This is a genomic window from Kribbella sp. CWNU-51 (assembly GCF_054073265.1).
This window is the reverse complement of sequence record NZ_JBSXMZ010000004.1, coordinates 125869-141265: the sequence shown is the minus strand read 5'-3', so window position 1 is coordinate 141265 and position 15397 is coordinate 125869. Positions and strand designations below refer to the sequence as shown.

Genomic DNA, 15397 nt, shown 5'->3' with positions numbered 1-15397 from the left:
AGAGTTCGGGGTATGGCGGACCTGTTGCTGACGACGTTCCGGTTCGAGGTGGAGTTCAACCGGGTGACCGGGGACGGTCCGCAGAGTCTTGGCGATGGTGGGTTTCAGGAGGTCAACGGGCTCGAGATCGAGCTGGATGTCAAGGATCTCGATGTCGGCGGGCAGAACGCGTCGGTGGTGCGCCGGGTCGGGCGGGCGAAGTACTCGCGGTTGATCTGCAAGCGGGGGATGTTCGGTCCGGCCGGCGGGGACGCCGTACCCGAGTTGTGGCAATGGTTCCAGGACGTCGTGGCCGGGGTGCGTCCGGTACGGCGGTACGACGGCACCGTGATCGTGCAGGACCAGCTCCGCCGGCCGATGGCGAGCTGGCAGTTCTTCCGGGCCCTGCCGGTGAAGATCGTCGGACCGCAACTCAATGCCAAGACCGGTGAGGTTGCAATCGAGGAGCTGCAGATCGCGCACGAGGGGCTGCTGCTGGCGGGTACGACATGACCGCCCAGCCGGCCGAGGACAAGGCCCCGAAGGGCGCGGTCCTCGATGTCCTCGACAAGAAGGGCAAGACCACCAAGACGATCCCGGTGCAGTTCAACCCCGCGTCGCTGCGGCTCACCATGTCCAACAACGTCGACGGCGGCACCGCCCGGGGCCGGCAGGCCCAGCAGTACAACGGAAGCGGCAGCACGCAGTTGCACGTCGAGCTCGAGTTCGACACCGCCGACGAGGGTACGACGAACGCACCGGTCGACGTCCGGACGAGGACCGCCGAGGTCGAGCAGTTCGTGCTGCCCAGCGACAAGGGCTCCAAACAGGCGCCGCCGCGCGTGCAGTTCCGCTGGGGGTCGATCGCGATCGCCGGTGTGATGACAAGCCTGGTCGAGGAGCTCGACTTCTTCTCGGCGGACGGCATACCGCTGCGGGCGAAGGCGACGATCGACATCAAGCAGCAGGATCCCAAGTTCGAGGCGCTGGCGGCGGGTGCCGGTGCGAACCCGGACAGCGGCGCGGACGCGGCCGGTGAGTCGACCTCGGATGCGACCGGCAACGGTCCGGGGACGACCACGAGCGGACCGCCGTCAGGTCCGGACGCCCGGACGGCAGAGGCCCTCGACGGTGAGAGTGCGGCCGATTTCCTCGCCCGCAACGACCAACCACCCGAGGCGTGGCGGGCCATCGCGGGGCTCGTCGGTGACGCGCTGGCGCTCGCGGCCGGCACATCGATCGACTTCTCCGCGTCGCTCGACGTCGGCGTGGGCATCGGCGTCTCGGTGGGGTTCGAGGCCGGTCTCGACGTCTCCGTCGGTGCGCAGGCGGGCCTCGACTCCGCCGCGGCGCAGGGCGTGTCAGCAGGGATTGCGCTGGCCGCGGCCGGCGGTCTCAGCGCCGCCATCGAGCAAACCGCGATCGACCAAACGACAGCCGTGGCCAACGAAAGCAGAGCAGCCTTCGGCACACCGGTCGCAACCCTGAGCGTCAGTGCCCCGAGTACCAGTCCGGCAACAGCAGCTCAGATCACACCGTCCGCTCAGCAGACACCCGCACCTCGCCCGTTGCCACCGCGGGCCGATCCCCGCGCAACGTCCTACGGCCGTGGGGTTCCGCTGCGCGACCGGGTCACGCCCGACGCGGCGCTTCCAGGCGCCCTCGGGTGGACGGTGATCGCGCCGCTGCGAGCACCGGCGTACACCGCAGCGTCCAGCGGGACCGACTGCGGATGCGGATGCGGTGGTGCGCGGAGCGCGCCGAAGCAACCATCCACCGGATCGACCTCGATGGTTGTGGCGCCGCGGCGGCAGCCGATCGGGATGTGGGGCCGGTCCCGGCCGCGGAAGGGGTGTTGCGGATGAGTATCCACATCGGCGAGATCACGTCCGAGGTCGACGCCACGACCGCTGAGCCGGCCGCTGCCGAGGCGACGACGAGCGTCTGGCAGGAGCGGGTCCGGATCGACGCGATGCTGGAACGGCTCGCCGCCGACCGGCTCCGAACGGCGACCGGCGATGAGTGACTTCTCCGCGCACCCGTTCTCGTCGGCGGCCCCGGTGTTCTCGGTGGCCGGACAGACCGAGGGACGGCTGGCGCGCGACCTGCTCCGGCTGGACGTTCGCGAGGGCATCCTCGGTCTGCGCACGATGGTCGCCCACTTCAGCGCGATCGCGCCCGATGCCGACGGTTCGACCGAACAGTTGTCGTACCTCGACGGCCAGGTGGTCGATCTCGGTACCGCGCTGACCGTGACGATCGGGCCGGCCGCCGGTGAGCGCAAGATCTTCCGCGGCACCGTGTCCGCGCTCGAGGTGTGCTTCGAGGAGGGAGCGGTTCCGTACGTGAGCGTCTTCGCCGAAGACACCCTGATGCGGCTGCGGATGACCACCCGGACCGCGACGTACGCCGAAAGCTCGGACGCCGACGTGGTCACGGCCGTCGCGGCAGAGCACGGTCTCGATGCCAAGACGGACGTGGACGGCCCGACGTACGCCGTGATCCAGCAGTGGGAACAGTCGGATCTGGCCTTCCTCCGCGACCGGGCGCAGCGGATCAACGCCGAGCTGTGGGTCGACTCCGAGGACGTCATCCACCTGGCCGGACGGGAACGCCGGCCGGGCGTCGAGCTGACGCTTGTCCAAGGCAACGAACTGATCGGCCTGAGTGCCCGTGCCGACGCTGCTCACCAGCGCCCGACGGTCGAGGTGCGCGGCTGGGACCACGACGCGGTCAAGGCGGTCGCGCATACGTCGGACCGCGCGGTCGTCGCCGCCGAGATCACCTCCGGCCGCAGCGGCGCCGAGATCGTGTCGAACGTCTTCAACCGATCATCGATCAGCAGGGCGAGGCGGGACGTCCTGGACCAAGCCACCGCCGACGCCTACGCCGACGCCGAGATGCTGCGCCGGGCGCGGTCCTTCGTGACAGTCAACGGCACGACGTCGGGAACGCCGGACCTGGTCCCCGGCGCGAAGCTGGATCTTCGCCGAGTGGGCCGGCCGTTCGAGGGCAGTGGCTACCGCGTCGTCCACGCCCACCACAGCTACGACCTGACCACCGGCTACCGGACTCGCTTCCGGGCCGAGCGGCCGGCGATTGCGGCCTGAGGCGAGGGACACGGTCATGACACTTCCAGGCGAACACTCCAGCCCCGGACCCGAGGGCCCGCTGCTGCCGGGCCTATACCCCGCGACAGTGCACGCACTCGACGGCGATCCGCTCCACCTGCAACGCGTCCAGGTCGCGCTGGACTGGCTGGACAGCGCGGACGGCAGCGGTCCGCCGCTGGCCTGGGCCGTCGTCGTGAGCCCGTACGCGGACAGCGACCACGGCCAGCAGATGCTGCCAGAGATCGGATCCACCGTGGTGGTGGGGTTCCAGGGTGGCCACGCCGATCACCCGTACCTGCTCGGCGGCACGTGGAACGGTTCCGCGAAGATGCCCGCGGATCCGACCGCTGACAACAACCTGCGGCTGGTTCAGACCCGCTCGGGCAGCCGGCTCGAGTTCGATGACACCAAAGGCGCGGCAGCGGTCCGGCTCTCCGCGGCGGGCACCGCCGACAACCAGTCGAAGCACTCGATAGTGCTCGACGATGCGGGTGGCACGATCACGATCCACTCCGCCAGCGGAGCGACGGTCACGTTGACGGCCGAGGGCGGCGTACGGATCGAGGCGGCCGCGACGGTCGACATCAGCGCCGCGGCGGTGAGTGTGGACGCGGCGGTGAGCGACTTCAGCGGGATCGTCACGTGCGACACCTTGATCGCGACCGGCGGCGGCGTCGTCTCGCCGTCGTACACGCCTGGCGCGGGGAACGTCTGGTGAGCACGCAGGTCGTATCCGGCGAAACCGGAACGTGCGCGCCGCCGAAGGACTGGCAACTGGTGGCGCCGTGGTACCGCTGGGCCCGGATCGGCGAGACGGATCCCGACGCGCCCGCGCGGGGGCTGCGGCCCGCATTGCACAAGTACGGCACGACGGACTTCGTACGACGCTTCCTCGACGATCCCCAACTATCGGTCGTGTTCGACGACACCGACCGGGTACAGCGCGTAGAACTGGTGAGCAAGCCGAAGCTGCCCGGCGACAGCCGATCGCGTCTGCTGTCCGGCCGCAAGCTCGTCGCGGGTCCGACGCGCAAGCTGTTCCTGCCCGCGCACCAACGCCACTACCTGGTCGCCTTCGGACTGCACTGCGACACCCCTGGCTACCCGCGGGTCGACCCAGACCGCGTTGCCACGGCGGGTTTCGTCGTACGGCGACATCGCGTTGTACTGCCACCCGGGCAAGAGGCGACCGCGGCGACGCTGTTGCGTGAACTCGCTGCGGCGCGCGCGGTCGCCCAGACCAAGGCCGGGTATGAGGTGGCTCGTGATCAACGGCGGCGGCTGCACCCGTTCCGGTTCTCGAACGGTCATCAGGTCGACGCGGCGGAGCGTCGTACCGAGATCTTGCAGCGAGTCGAGCTCGCACGACGCAAGCTGCGGGTATGGGCGGAGCAGAACGGAGTCGAACGAAAGACCGAGGGCTGGGTGCCGACGGAAGGACGCTTCGGCGCGTGGATTCCGATCGAGGACACGCCGGACGAACTGATCGAGCGCAGCTACCCGCTCCGGCTGCTGACCGCGCCGCCCGGGCGGCCCGAGCATGCTGCCGCGCTGGGCACGATCTACTGGGGATCGGTGCCGATCGGTGGTGACGAGGTGGCCGCCGACGGCTCGGCACGGTTCAGCGACAACTACGACTACGAGATCCGCGGCTGGGTTCGGCAGGACTGCGGTGATTGCCCAGGGCACCTGGTCTGGTCTGAGCCGTCGGAGAGCTACGGTCTGGCCTCGTTCCACGATCCGGCCGGCTGTGCCCAGCACCCGATCGAGGTCCGGCTGCCCGATCTGCGTCAACTCGAAGGCTCGAACGCGACGCCCTCGGTCCGGGTCTCGTCCCCGCCGGGCAGCGGGCTGTCGGTCCCGCATACCGGCGACCTGCCGGTCGAGGACAGCGGATCGGTCAACGAGAACGAGCAGATCTGCTTCTTCTCGATCTCGCTGTTCACGATCGTGGCGTTCTTCCTGTTCAACCTCTTCCTGCCAATCCTGCTGTTCGCCCTCGGCTTGTGGTGGATGCTCAAGCTGAAGTTCTGCCTGCCGCCCAGCATCGAGCTCGCCGGTGACCTGTCGACCGAGCTCTCGATCGTCCCCGGCGGCATCTCCGCGTCGGCCGGTCTGGACATCGACATCCTCCCGGGACTCGACCAGAACACCATCAAGAACTCGTTGCGCGACGGGCTGAACGGCATCCTGGACACGCCACCCGTGCCACCCGGTGGGCTCCCGTCCGGAGTGGACCTCGGCACGGTGCTGACCGGGCAGTTCACCAACGACCCGATCCTGGAACTCCTTGCTGTGCAGGGATACTCCGACCCGGTCGGATCCGGCCCGGACTTCCACCAGACGTTGAACTACACCGTCCAGGTCGGCCGCGACGAGGTGATCCACCCATGAGTGTGACCTCTCCTACCGCGACCGACCGGCTTGGCACCGGCTGGGATCTGTCGCTCGCGCCGGACCCGGTGCGCGGCGCCCTGGGCTACCGCTCCGGACCGGAGAAGGTCCGGCAGGCGATCCAGGTGATCCTGCTGACCGAGCCCGGCGAACGCGTGATGCGGCCCGACTTCGGTTGCGGCCTGCGCAGGTATCTGATGGAGCCGAACACGATCGCCGTCCGCGCCTCGCTGCAGCGCGCCGTCGCGACCGCGATCGAGACGTGGGAGCCGCGCGTACGCCTGCTCGACGTGTCTGTGACGCCGGCCGAGGATCCTGCGGTGGCGGTGATCTCCATCCGGTACGAGCACCGCCGGGACGGAACTCTCGGCCTGCTCGTCCAGGCCCTGCCGCTGGGAGGTTGAGCCGATGCCCTTGCGTACGCCGATCCTCGACGACCGCTCGTTCGCCCAGTTGCGCGACGAGCTGATCGCCCGGATTCCCGTCTACGCACCGCAGTGGACCGATCACCAGCCCAGCGATCCCGGGATCACGCTCATCGAGCTGTTCGCATTCCTCGGTGAGAACCTGTTGTACCGGTTCAACCAGATCCCGGACGCGACCCGCCAGGCGTTCCTCGACCTGCTCCAGATCCCGCTGCGCCCGGCGGCGGCCGCGTCGACCATCGTTGCCTTTAGCACCGATCAGCCCGGTGGCGTGCTGGCGCCGGACGGCACGGTCCTGACCGCGGGCAAGGTGCCGTTCACGATGCTCGACGAGTGCAGCGTGTGGCCGCTCACCGCACGCTCGGCGATCCGCGCCCGGGTGAGCGAGCAGCTCGACGTCGACACACTGGAGTACCTGGCCCGCTCCAGCGCCGCGCAGGGCGCCTCGATCGACGACGTACTGCGCTACCGAACGGTCTTCGGTGCGACCGATCCGGGGCGGCCGGGCGGCGACCGGCTCGACCCGGCCGGATCCGTCGACGGCACGCTGTACATCGCGCTCGTCACCCCAGTACCTCCGGATCCGACGGCACTCGCCGGCCGCGAGCTCAGCATCGGTTTCGTCCCCTCGCTCGAGGTCCCGACGATGGCCGACGCGCAGCCTTGTCCCGGCGAAGGCGAAGCCCCACCAGCACCACCGATGCGGTGGCAGGTGTGCACGACGGACCCCGTGCCGGACGCGCCCCTGCCGGACAGCGCCGACCCGATCTGGCTCGACCTCCCGGTGGGCGGTGACACGACGTCGGGCCTGCTCACCTCCGGCGTCGTCCGGCTGAGGTTCCCGTCCGATCCCGCGCAGCTCGCCCGGATCGGCGTGTATCTCCCGCCGGACCCCGACGCGCTCGGTTCCGGTGACCAACCGCCGTTGATCGAGGACGAGGAACTCGACGCGCAACTGATCGGCTGGTTGCGGGTGTTCCGTCCCGACGGCACCTCGATCGGCGCGATGGAATGGGTCGGCGTCAACGCTGCCAGGGTCGAGCAGACGGAGGCGGCGCGGGCCGAGTTCCTCGGCACCGGCACCGGGGACCCCGGGCAGGAGTACCGGCTCGTCCACGGTCAGGTGATCGGCACGATCACCCTCGACGTCGAGGAGCAGGGCCAGGGGCGCTGGGTACCGTGGACACAGGTCGACGACTTCCGCTCCGCCGGGCCGGACGACCGGGTCTTCACCGTCGATGCCGAGGCCGGCGTGGTCCGGTTCGGCGAGGTCCATCGCGGTCGGGCGCCGCAGATCGGTGAGCGCATCCGGGTCCGCGGCTACACGTACGGCGGAGGTGCCGCAGGCAACGTCGGCCCGGGCGCTCTCTCGGCCGCTCCACACGTCGCCAAGGTGACCTTGACCAATCCGCTGCCGGCTGTTGGCGGTGCCGAGCCGCAGAGCATCGCCGAGGCGATCGACCAGATCCCGGCCGAACTGGCTCGCCGAGATCGTGCCGTCACCGTGTCCGATTTCCGCGAACTGGCCGAGACCACACCGGGCGCCGGCATCATCCGCGCCGAGGCTCTCCGCCTGTTCGATCCACAGCGACCGGCGCAGGAATCACCCGGGGTCGTCAGCGTTGTGGTCTGGCCCGAGCACGACCGGTTGAACCCGGACGCACCGCGCCCGGATCGGGGCGTACTCGAACAGGTCTGCCGGTACCTGGATCCGCGGCGTCTGATCACCACGGAGGTGTACGTCATCCCGCCGACCTATCGACGGATCGCTGTGTCGGTGGGCATCGCCGTACGTCCTGGGTACGGCGCCGAGGGGGTCCGCCGGTGGGTCGACACGGTGTTGCGCCAGTACGTCTCGCCCGTGCCGCCGTACGGACCGGAGGGTCGTGGGTGGCCGCTCGGCCGGCCGGTGTTCGGACCCGAACTCGAAGCGGCCGCGTTGCAGGTCGAGGGCCTGGAGTTCCTCACCGGGCTACGGCTGTCGGAGGACGTCGACGGCGAGTTCGTCGAGCGTACGACGCCTGTTCGCGTCGACCTCGCCGCGTGGGAGGTGCCGGAGCTCGCCGCGCTCACCGTCACCACTGGCGATCCCGTTGCCCCCGGCAACGTCGAGTCGCCGGCGCCGCCGGCCGGCCCGCCGGTGCCGGTCCGCTCACCGCGTGAGGTATGCCGATGACCGAGCGGTCGGCCAGCGGAGTCAGCACCTGCGACCAGTGGGTGCGAGGCCGGCATGACGCCACGGCGGTGGAGACCGTCGACGACGGGTCGGGCGTCGCGCTCACTCTGACCTGGCAGGACGCCGTACCACGGCCGTGGGATCCGGGCACGGCCTGCTCGGCGCGTGGCTCGGCCGTCGATCGACTGTGCAGGGTGTATCGGCTCGACCGCCAGAGCGTAGCCCGGTTGACGGTCGGCGATACACGAGCCGGATTGGACTACGCCAGGCTGCCGGCCGAGGTCGAGATCATCGGGGTCCGTGACGACGGTGGTGTCGGTGGGTCGTTCACGCCCCGGCCCGAGCCGTCGCTGCTCGACGCTGCGGGGATCGCGATCGATGACGACGACCGGCTCTTCCTCGCCGACTCTGGACGTCAGGAGATCGTCGTTCTCGATCTGTGGAGCCGGCGGTTGCTGCGGCGGATCCCGATCAGCGCATCCGCGTCGCCTCAGCGGCGGCCCATCGCACTCGGGGCTCGAGGGCGGGACGTGGTCGCGGTAGTCGCTCAGCCCGCCGGACTCCTCGCCCTCAGCGCGCATCGGGGGCCGCGCGACCTTCCGCTGCCGGACTCGCCCGCGGACAGTGCTCCGGCACGGGTGACGGTCATGCCGACCGGCGAGGCGATCACCTTGTGGCACGACTCCGCGGGTCACTCGTGGCTCGTCGGCGGAAGGCGTGCACCACTTCCGGCGGACGGCGCGTGTGAGCTCGTGAGCCTCGACGACACCGTCGTACTGGCGCCTGCCGGGTCAGGTCCGGACGGTGCGGCCAGCCTGCACCGCGTGATCGTCACCGAGACCGGGTGGATCCGGGCGCAGCCGCTGGATGCCCGCGGGTACGACGGCCGTGGGCTGGTCGCGCTCGTCGGTGGCCGGATCGGGTACTGGACCGAGCACGGCTTCCGGCTCGCCGTACCCGGGCGGGTTCGGTACGCGCACACGGGTGGGTGGCTGAGCTACCGCTTCGACAGTGGGCAGCCCGGCAACCGGTGGGGCCGGATCTTCCTGGACGCCTGCGTTCCGGACGGCACGGACCTCCGGGTGTCGACCCTGAGCAGTGACGACGAGTACGAGACGGCAGTGCCACCGGTCCTGCCGGAACCGGCCGACTGCTTGCCGATAGCAACGACCAGTGCGCAGCCGCTTCCGCCGGCAACGATCGCGGTCAGTGCCGCGTCTCCGGTCCACCAGCGTGCGGACGAGCCTTCCCCGTGGTGGCGGCTTCCAGGCGGTACAACATGCTCCGTGCACGAGGCGCCGGTCGTGTCGGCACCAGGGCGCTACCTGTGGGTGGCACTCGCGCTGGCCGGGAACTCACGCCGTACGCCGTCGGTGCGCGCGGTACGGATCGAGCGGCAGGCCCACACGTTGGCCCGCCGGTTGCCCGCCGTATTGATCGGCGATTCCACCCAAGCCGCGTTCCTGGATCGATTCCTCGCTCTGTTCGACGGTTTCCTGTACGACCTCCAGGCTCGCTCCGATCGGCGCGACCTGCTGGTCGATCCGGCGTCGACGCCGGTGGAGGCGCTGCCGTGGCTGGCGTCGTTCGTCGGTCTGCTGCTCGACGACCGATGGGCCGAGGCCGCTCGTCGTCAGCTGATCGCGGAGGTGGCGACGCTCTACCGGCGGCGCGGGACTCTCGGGTCGCTGCGGCGCTACCTGGAAATCTATCTCGCCGGCGATCGGGCCGGCCGACGGACTCGCCCAGGTCTCTCGCCGGTTCTGATCGAGCACTACCGGCTGCGCGGACTCGGCCCGGATCTCGGAGCCGATCCGGTGGGCAGTGGACGGTCGGTCCTTGGTGCCGGTCTCCGAGTCGGCGCGCCACAGGACGACTCTGGCGCTACAACAGCTCCGGACTCCAGCGCGCACCGCTTCACGGTGGTGATCCCGCGTCCACTCGATGCCGAACAGCAGGCGGCCGTCCGGCAGGTGCTCGACACGGAGCGACCGGCACATACGGCGTACGAACTCTGCACGGTCGACGCGGGGATGCGGCTCGGTCGCGGGCTGCATCTCGCGCTGACGAGCGTGATCGGTCCGACCGGCGGACTGCGGCCGGCGTACGTCGGGGCCGGGGCGACCGACCGTGACCTGATCCTTGGCGGCCCGACGACCGGGTTGGCGGTCGAGGGTTCTCGGCTCGACGCCGGTGCACGGGTCGGTTAGGGGTCACGATGTATCGGGCGAAGGTCGACACGATCCAGCTGCGGTGCCGGGCGGACCGGATCGCCACGGCGTGGGAGGTCGACCGTGCGCTGCGCATGGAGTTGACCGCGCCGAACGGATTGCTGGTTTCGGAGTTCGACAGGTTGACGGAGCTGTTCGGTTCGGCCGAACACATCTGCGTTCGCCGACTGGCCGTCGTACTCCGCCTTCGGGTTTCCCGGGCGACCGGGGTCTCCGGGATCCGGCGCGCCTGGCTGGCGGCCGCGCACCAGGCGGTCCGCTCGCTTCCGGCGTCCGGTGTACGTCGCGTCCGGGACGGCGTGCTCGTCAGCGCGGACGGCGAGGTGGTGATCTACGAGCGTCACGTCGACGCGATCACGGACCTGGTGGTGAGCCTGTCCGGCTCCGGCGTCGCCCTCAGCCGGACCCGTGGACAGGACCTGGAGCGGGCGCTTGATGTGGAGCAGGCGCCACCTGCAGGTCTCACGCAGGACACCGGTCTCGGGCAGGACCCGGATCGTGCCTGGGACGCGGATCGGGCCTGGGAGGTGGATCGGGCCTGGGAGGTGGATCGGGCCTGGGAGGTGGATCGGGCCTGGGACGCGGATCGGGCGCGGGAGGTGGATCGAAGGCGGGATCCGGGTCTGCGGCGGGACCTGGAGCGGACGCGGGATGGCGAGCGAGTCCGGGACAGCGAGCCGGCGTGGGACACGCGGCGCGGGCGGGATGTCGAGCGGACGTGGGCTGTCCAGCGAGCGTTCGATCTCCAGCGGGCGTGGGCGTGGGAGCAGTGCGGTCTGTACTCCGGTTCGCTCCCCCGATCCGCGGCAGCTCGGGCCGAGGTCATCACACGCGTGCTGACCATCGCACCGGACCTGATCCCAACTGTCCTCGAACGCGTCGACGCATCGTTGCCACTGACACCGATGCAGTGGGTGGCACTCGCCCTCGCCTGGACCCGATCGCAGGGATCGATCCAGCGGACAGCGACCGCGGGCACAATCGTTGCTGATAGCCCCATTGTTCACGCCGCACTTCGATCTCCCGTGGGTCGCGCGTTGGCCGCACACCAGGAGACCGTTGCGCGCCTGCCGCGACCTGAGCGGCGACTGCTCGCCCGCCTGGCGCTCGCCGCCGCGGTTCCGCACCACAGCCGAGACGCAGCGGTCGACGTCGTCGCCGAGGCCCTGTCGATGGACCCGGACGCCCCGGCGACCATCGCCAACCTTCAGCCCACCGCACCCATTCAGCCTCAGAGCCGTGAGCTGCACTACACCGAGTACGGCGGCCTTGTGTTCCTCGCACTCGCAATTGATCCGGTGGTCACCGATATCGTGGTCGACGACCTACCCGACGTACTCGCCCGCCTGTGCGGACGACTCACCACGGTCCCGCCCTCGGATCCCGTCGTCCTGGCCCTCGCCGGCATCGAACCAACCAAGTCGCCCGCTGCACGCGACGATGAACTCGACGTCCTCGTCGAGGACCGGATCCGAAGCTGGACTCAGGCAACACTCCAACTCGACCCGGCGGACGACGACCTGGACTGGGTGTGGAGGCGTCGGGCCGGTATCGAGATCTCGCCGGGATACATCGAGGTCGAGTTCTCGCATGACGACGTCGATCTGCGGATCCGGCGAGCCTTACTGGACGCGGATCCCGGGTGGCTTTGGTGGCGTGGCGCAGTCCTGAGGTACCGCTATGTCTGAGCTCGTCCGCGACCTGCTGACGGCCCGGGCCGGCGCCCTGACTGCGAAGATCGCCGTGCGCTGCACGGACGACGACCTACGGACCGACCTCGCGACCCTCTCGAACGAACTGCTGGCAGAAAGCCGCCGATCGACGCCGGGCCAGGCCCCACACGACCCCGGCGACCCAACCGACCGGCTGACGCGACTCGTCGATGCCCTTGACCTGACGCCGTTCGCGGTGGATCTGCTCATCCTGACCGGCCTACCGGACGAGCACGAACTCCTCACTCGCTGGGCCCGCTTGACCCACCCCACCCGCCTGCCATACGTCACGCCGTCCGCCATCGCTGCCGTCCTCGAGCTGGACTCCACCGGCAGGCGCCACCTGCGCGCCGAACTGGACGGCGGACCGCTCCGGAGCACCGGACTCGTGACCGGTGACCCGACCGAACCACTTCCTGGCCGCAGCCTATTCCTTCCGACCGGGCTGTGGAGCGCGTTACGTGGCATCGACACCTGGCCAGATCGCATCGATCTCGACCTGACGCCTGGTGCGCTGTCCATCGACACGGCAGTCGCTGCACGCCTCATCGACGTGCTGTCCGGCAGTCGTCGCAGACAAGTCCTGATCGCGGTGACCGGTTCCGAGGACAGACTGGCACCGGAACGCGCCGGCTTCGTCATGCAACTCGCGAGGCAGGCAGGGCGCAACGTCGTACCGATCGACGCGGTCCGCACTCCGCTCGATCCGCGACTGGCCCAGACCTGGTCGTTGCATGCCGTCGTCCACGACGCGATCCCCCTGGTGTACGGCGGCACCGGCACCGCACCGCTCCCGCAGCACCCCGGACAAGTGATCGTGTGCCCAGCCGCCGGCGAACGCGCACCACACGACGCCCGCCCGCTCGTGACCGCCCGGCTCGACTCCCCCGGCGTCGCCGAATCCGTGGCCCTCTGGGAGGCGCTGCTTCCCGGCTCGAACGGTACCGCCAGAAGTCTGGCGGGCCTGGTCCGGGTCGATTGGCTGAGCGCTCGACGAGCCGTGGCCGACGCCCGTCTGGGCAGCCGATCCGCCGTGCCGGACGCAGACCGCGTCCTCGCCGGCCTCCGGCAGCGGATCGACGCCGAGCTCCCGTTCAGCGTGCGGCTGGAGAAGCCGGGCGCACGATGGCACGACCTCGTGCTGACCCCGGCCCAAGGCTTGTTGCTACAGGCAATCACAGGCCGCGTGGCCGGACAGGTGACGGTGCTGCACGACTGGGGTCTCGGTGCAACGGTGCACGGCGGTCAAGGCGTCCGAGCCCTTCTGACCGGACCGCCGGGGACCGGGAAATCGCTGGCCGCCAGGGTGATCGCGGCCGAGCTCGATCTGGACCTGATGGTGGTCGACCTCGGTGCCCTGATGAGCAAGTGGCTGGGCGAGACGGAGAAGAACCTCGGCGCGGTCTTCGACGCGGCCCGGCAGGCGCGCGCCGTGCTGTTCTTCGACGAGGCGGACGCGGTGTTCGGCCGGCGGACCGAGATCTCCGACGCGCAGTCGCGCTGGGCCAACCTGCAGACGGCGTACGTGCTGGCCCGGATGGACCGGTTCGACGGTTTAGTGCTGCTGGCAACGAACTTGCGCTCCGCGATCGACGACGCTTTCGTCCGCCGGCTGGACGTGATCGTGGAGTTCGACGAGCCCGACCGGGATCAGCGGCTGCTGCTCTGGCAACGGCACCTGCCGCCGACGGCACCGCTCGCCGACGACGTCGACCTGCCCGGACTCGCGGCCCTCTACGAGGTCACCGGCGGGCTGATCCGGAACGCCGTACTGGCAGCGGCGTTCGCGGCCGCGGCGGCCTGCCACCCGATCGACCAAGCCGCCTTGGTGCAGGCCGTCCGGCACGAGTACGAGAAGGCCGGCCGCTCCTTCCCCGGCACACCCCGGCGAACCGCCGGAACCCGACAGCAGATGCGAGGCTGAGATGGCACAGGACCTGAAGACCCGAGCTGAAAACCAACTCACCTTGAACCAGGCGGCAGCCGCCGGAGCCGCGGCCGCCCTCGTCGCCGCCCGCGCAGAGGTCGACCAGCGAGTGACAGACCCGTCAAGCCTCACGCCCGACCAGTGGGCCGGCTCGGTCGGTGCACACCAGCATGCCGAACTCGCCCGCGTCGCGCTCGCCGCCGAGCTTGCCACCCAGGCGACGATCCGGTCGGCGCTCGCCAACGTGACCAGCCCGGCGGACACCGCGACGTACCAGGCAGAGCTCCGCGCATCGATGCTGCGTCAGGCGAACATCCGGGTCAGCCTGCGACAGGGCCGCGAACGTGAACTGACCGGTGCCGCGGTCGTGCGCGCCCTCGGCGAGGTGATGGACGCCGCCGGCGCACGCGTCGGGGCCTCCATCACGGCCGTTGCCCAAGGCACCGCCGACCAGTCCGCAGTCCGTACGGCGCGCGACGCCCTGCTACTGCCACCACTCGACACCATGGTCGCCGACGCCACGGCGCTCCGCTCGAGTACGACGTTCACCGACGCACGGGACCGGTTGGCCGCATTGATCCCCGATGCGCTGCTCACCCGCGCCCGGCAGCGATACGCCGAATCCACCTCGCTCGCAGCCGAGGCGGCCGAGTTCCTCGGCACGGCCCGGGCAGCGGAGAACCGCGTGCTCGGTGAGCTGACTCCGATCAGCGCAGTGACCACCACCGAGCAAGCGTTCCGGACGGCGCTCGCCGCGCTCACCGGCTACGTCGCGGCGGCCGCCTCCGAGCTGGCCGATGCCCGGGCCAGACTCGACGCGGTCAAGGCCACGCCCGACCTGACTCCAGCGCAGGTCGCCGCACTTGACCCAGCGGGGCGGGCGGACGCGATCGCCGCGGCCGAGTCCGAGCACGAGCTCGCGGACGCGGTCGCCGAGATCGCCGTACTGCAGCAAGCGCTGGACGACGCCGTACTCAACGCCCGGATCGACGATCCCGACTCCGATCCGGAGACGAACGCCGACGTGATCGCGGCGCATGCGGCGCTGGACGCGCAGGCTCCACAGCAGGCCCTCACCGATGCGCGGGCGAAGTACGACCAGGCCGCTCGCGACGCGCTCGACGCGTGGGAGGTCGAGGTTCCGGACGAACTGTGGGACGCACTGACGTCGTTCGAGGCCGCCGGCGACGTACTCGACCGGCTCGCCTCCCAGCCCACCCGCGATGCGCTGCTCACCACCCTCGACACCGCGCAGGACGCGTACGCCGATGCACTCGACGAAGCCGACGTCCAGCTGCGCCGGCTGCAGGTGGCGAACCTCGAGACCGGCGACCGGGGTGCCCGCGTGCGGGCGCTCGGCGAACTCTCCGACGACCGCACCAGCCAGTACGCCCGCGGCGACGGTCCTTCCGGCCGGACGGCCGACCAGCTCTGACACCC

General features: G+C 70.2%; 12 protein-coding genes. All 12 read left to right on the top strand.

The genetic code is table 11. The annotated features are described in order from the left end of the window. Positions 1–12 precede the first annotated feature (12 nt). From ACXC9Q_RS02715 to ACXC9Q_RS02660, 12 genes are read left to right on the top strand one after another with little or no spacing between them, the layout of a single operon-like run. On the top strand, positions 13–492 hold the full coding sequence (locus ACXC9Q_RS02715; protein WP_457054868.1) for a phage tail protein: 480 nt from the start codon (positions 13–15) through the stop codon (positions 490–492). After that, positions 489–1844 carry a CIS tube protein gene (locus ACXC9Q_RS02710; RefSeq protein ID WP_457054867.1) on the top strand — a complete coding sequence of 452 codons (1356 nt, stop codon included), beginning with the start codon at positions 489–491 and terminating at the stop codon, positions 1842–1844. The genes ACXC9Q_RS02715 and ACXC9Q_RS02710 overlap by 4 nt, the downstream gene beginning before the upstream one ends. Continuing rightward, positions 1841–2005: a hypothetical protein gene (locus tag ACXC9Q_RS02705; RefSeq protein WP_457054866.1), complete on the top strand. Its 165-nt coding sequence runs from the start codon at positions 1841–1843 to the stop codon at positions 2003–2005. The genes ACXC9Q_RS02710 and ACXC9Q_RS02705 overlap by 4 nt, the downstream gene beginning before the upstream one ends. Further along, a complete protein-coding gene (locus ACXC9Q_RS02700) occupies positions 1998–3089 on the top strand; it encodes a phage late control D family protein (RefSeq protein ID WP_457054865.1) in 1092 nt (363 codons plus the stop codon). Before ACXC9Q_RS02705 ends, ACXC9Q_RS02700 begins: the two co-directional genes overlap by 8 nt. A 16-nt stretch (positions 3090–3105) precedes the next feature. Continuing rightward, positions 3106–3810, top strand: a complete 705-nt coding sequence (locus ACXC9Q_RS02695; protein WP_457054864.1) for a phage baseplate assembly protein V — start codon at positions 3106–3108, stop codon at positions 3808–3810. Then, complete coding sequence (locus tag ACXC9Q_RS02690; protein ID WP_457054863.1) at positions 3807–5486, top strand: hypothetical protein; 1680 nt, start codon at positions 3807–3809, stop codon at positions 5484–5486. The genes ACXC9Q_RS02695 and ACXC9Q_RS02690 overlap by 4 nt, the downstream gene beginning before the upstream one ends. Beyond that, a complete protein-coding gene (locus ACXC9Q_RS02685; RefSeq protein ID WP_457054862.1) occupies positions 5483–5890 on the top strand; it encodes a GPW/gp25 family protein in 408 nt (135 codons plus the stop codon). The genes ACXC9Q_RS02690 and ACXC9Q_RS02685 overlap by 4 nt, the downstream gene beginning before the upstream one ends. A gap of 4 nt (positions 5891–5894) precedes the next feature. After that, complete coding sequence (locus tag ACXC9Q_RS02680) at positions 5895–8087, top strand: putative baseplate assembly protein (RefSeq protein ID WP_457054861.1); 2193 nt, start codon at positions 5895–5897, stop codon at positions 8085–8087. After that, on the top strand, positions 8084–10297 hold the full coding sequence (locus tag ACXC9Q_RS02675; protein ID WP_457054860.1) for a phage tail protein: 2214 nt from the start codon (positions 8084–8086) through the stop codon (positions 10295–10297). Before ACXC9Q_RS02680 ends, ACXC9Q_RS02675 begins: the two co-directional genes overlap by 4 nt. Positions 10298–10305: 8 nt before the next feature. Next, positions 10306–12006 carry a hypothetical protein gene (locus ACXC9Q_RS02670; RefSeq protein WP_457054859.1) on the top strand — a complete coding sequence of 567 codons (1701 nt, stop codon included), beginning with the start codon at positions 10306–10308 and terminating at the stop codon, positions 12004–12006. Then, the gene (locus tag ACXC9Q_RS02665; protein ID WP_457054858.1) at positions 11999–13954 is read left to right on the top strand and encodes an ATP-binding protein; all 1956 of its coding nucleotides are present in this window, start codon (positions 11999–12001) and stop codon (positions 13952–13954) included. The genes ACXC9Q_RS02670 and ACXC9Q_RS02665 overlap by 8 nt, the downstream gene beginning before the upstream one ends. Before the next feature lies 1 nt (position 13955). Then, entirely contained in the window at positions 13956–15392 is a 1437-nt protein-coding gene (locus ACXC9Q_RS02660) for a hypothetical protein (RefSeq protein ID WP_457054857.1), read from the top strand. Positions 15393–15397: the final 5 nt, after the last annotated feature.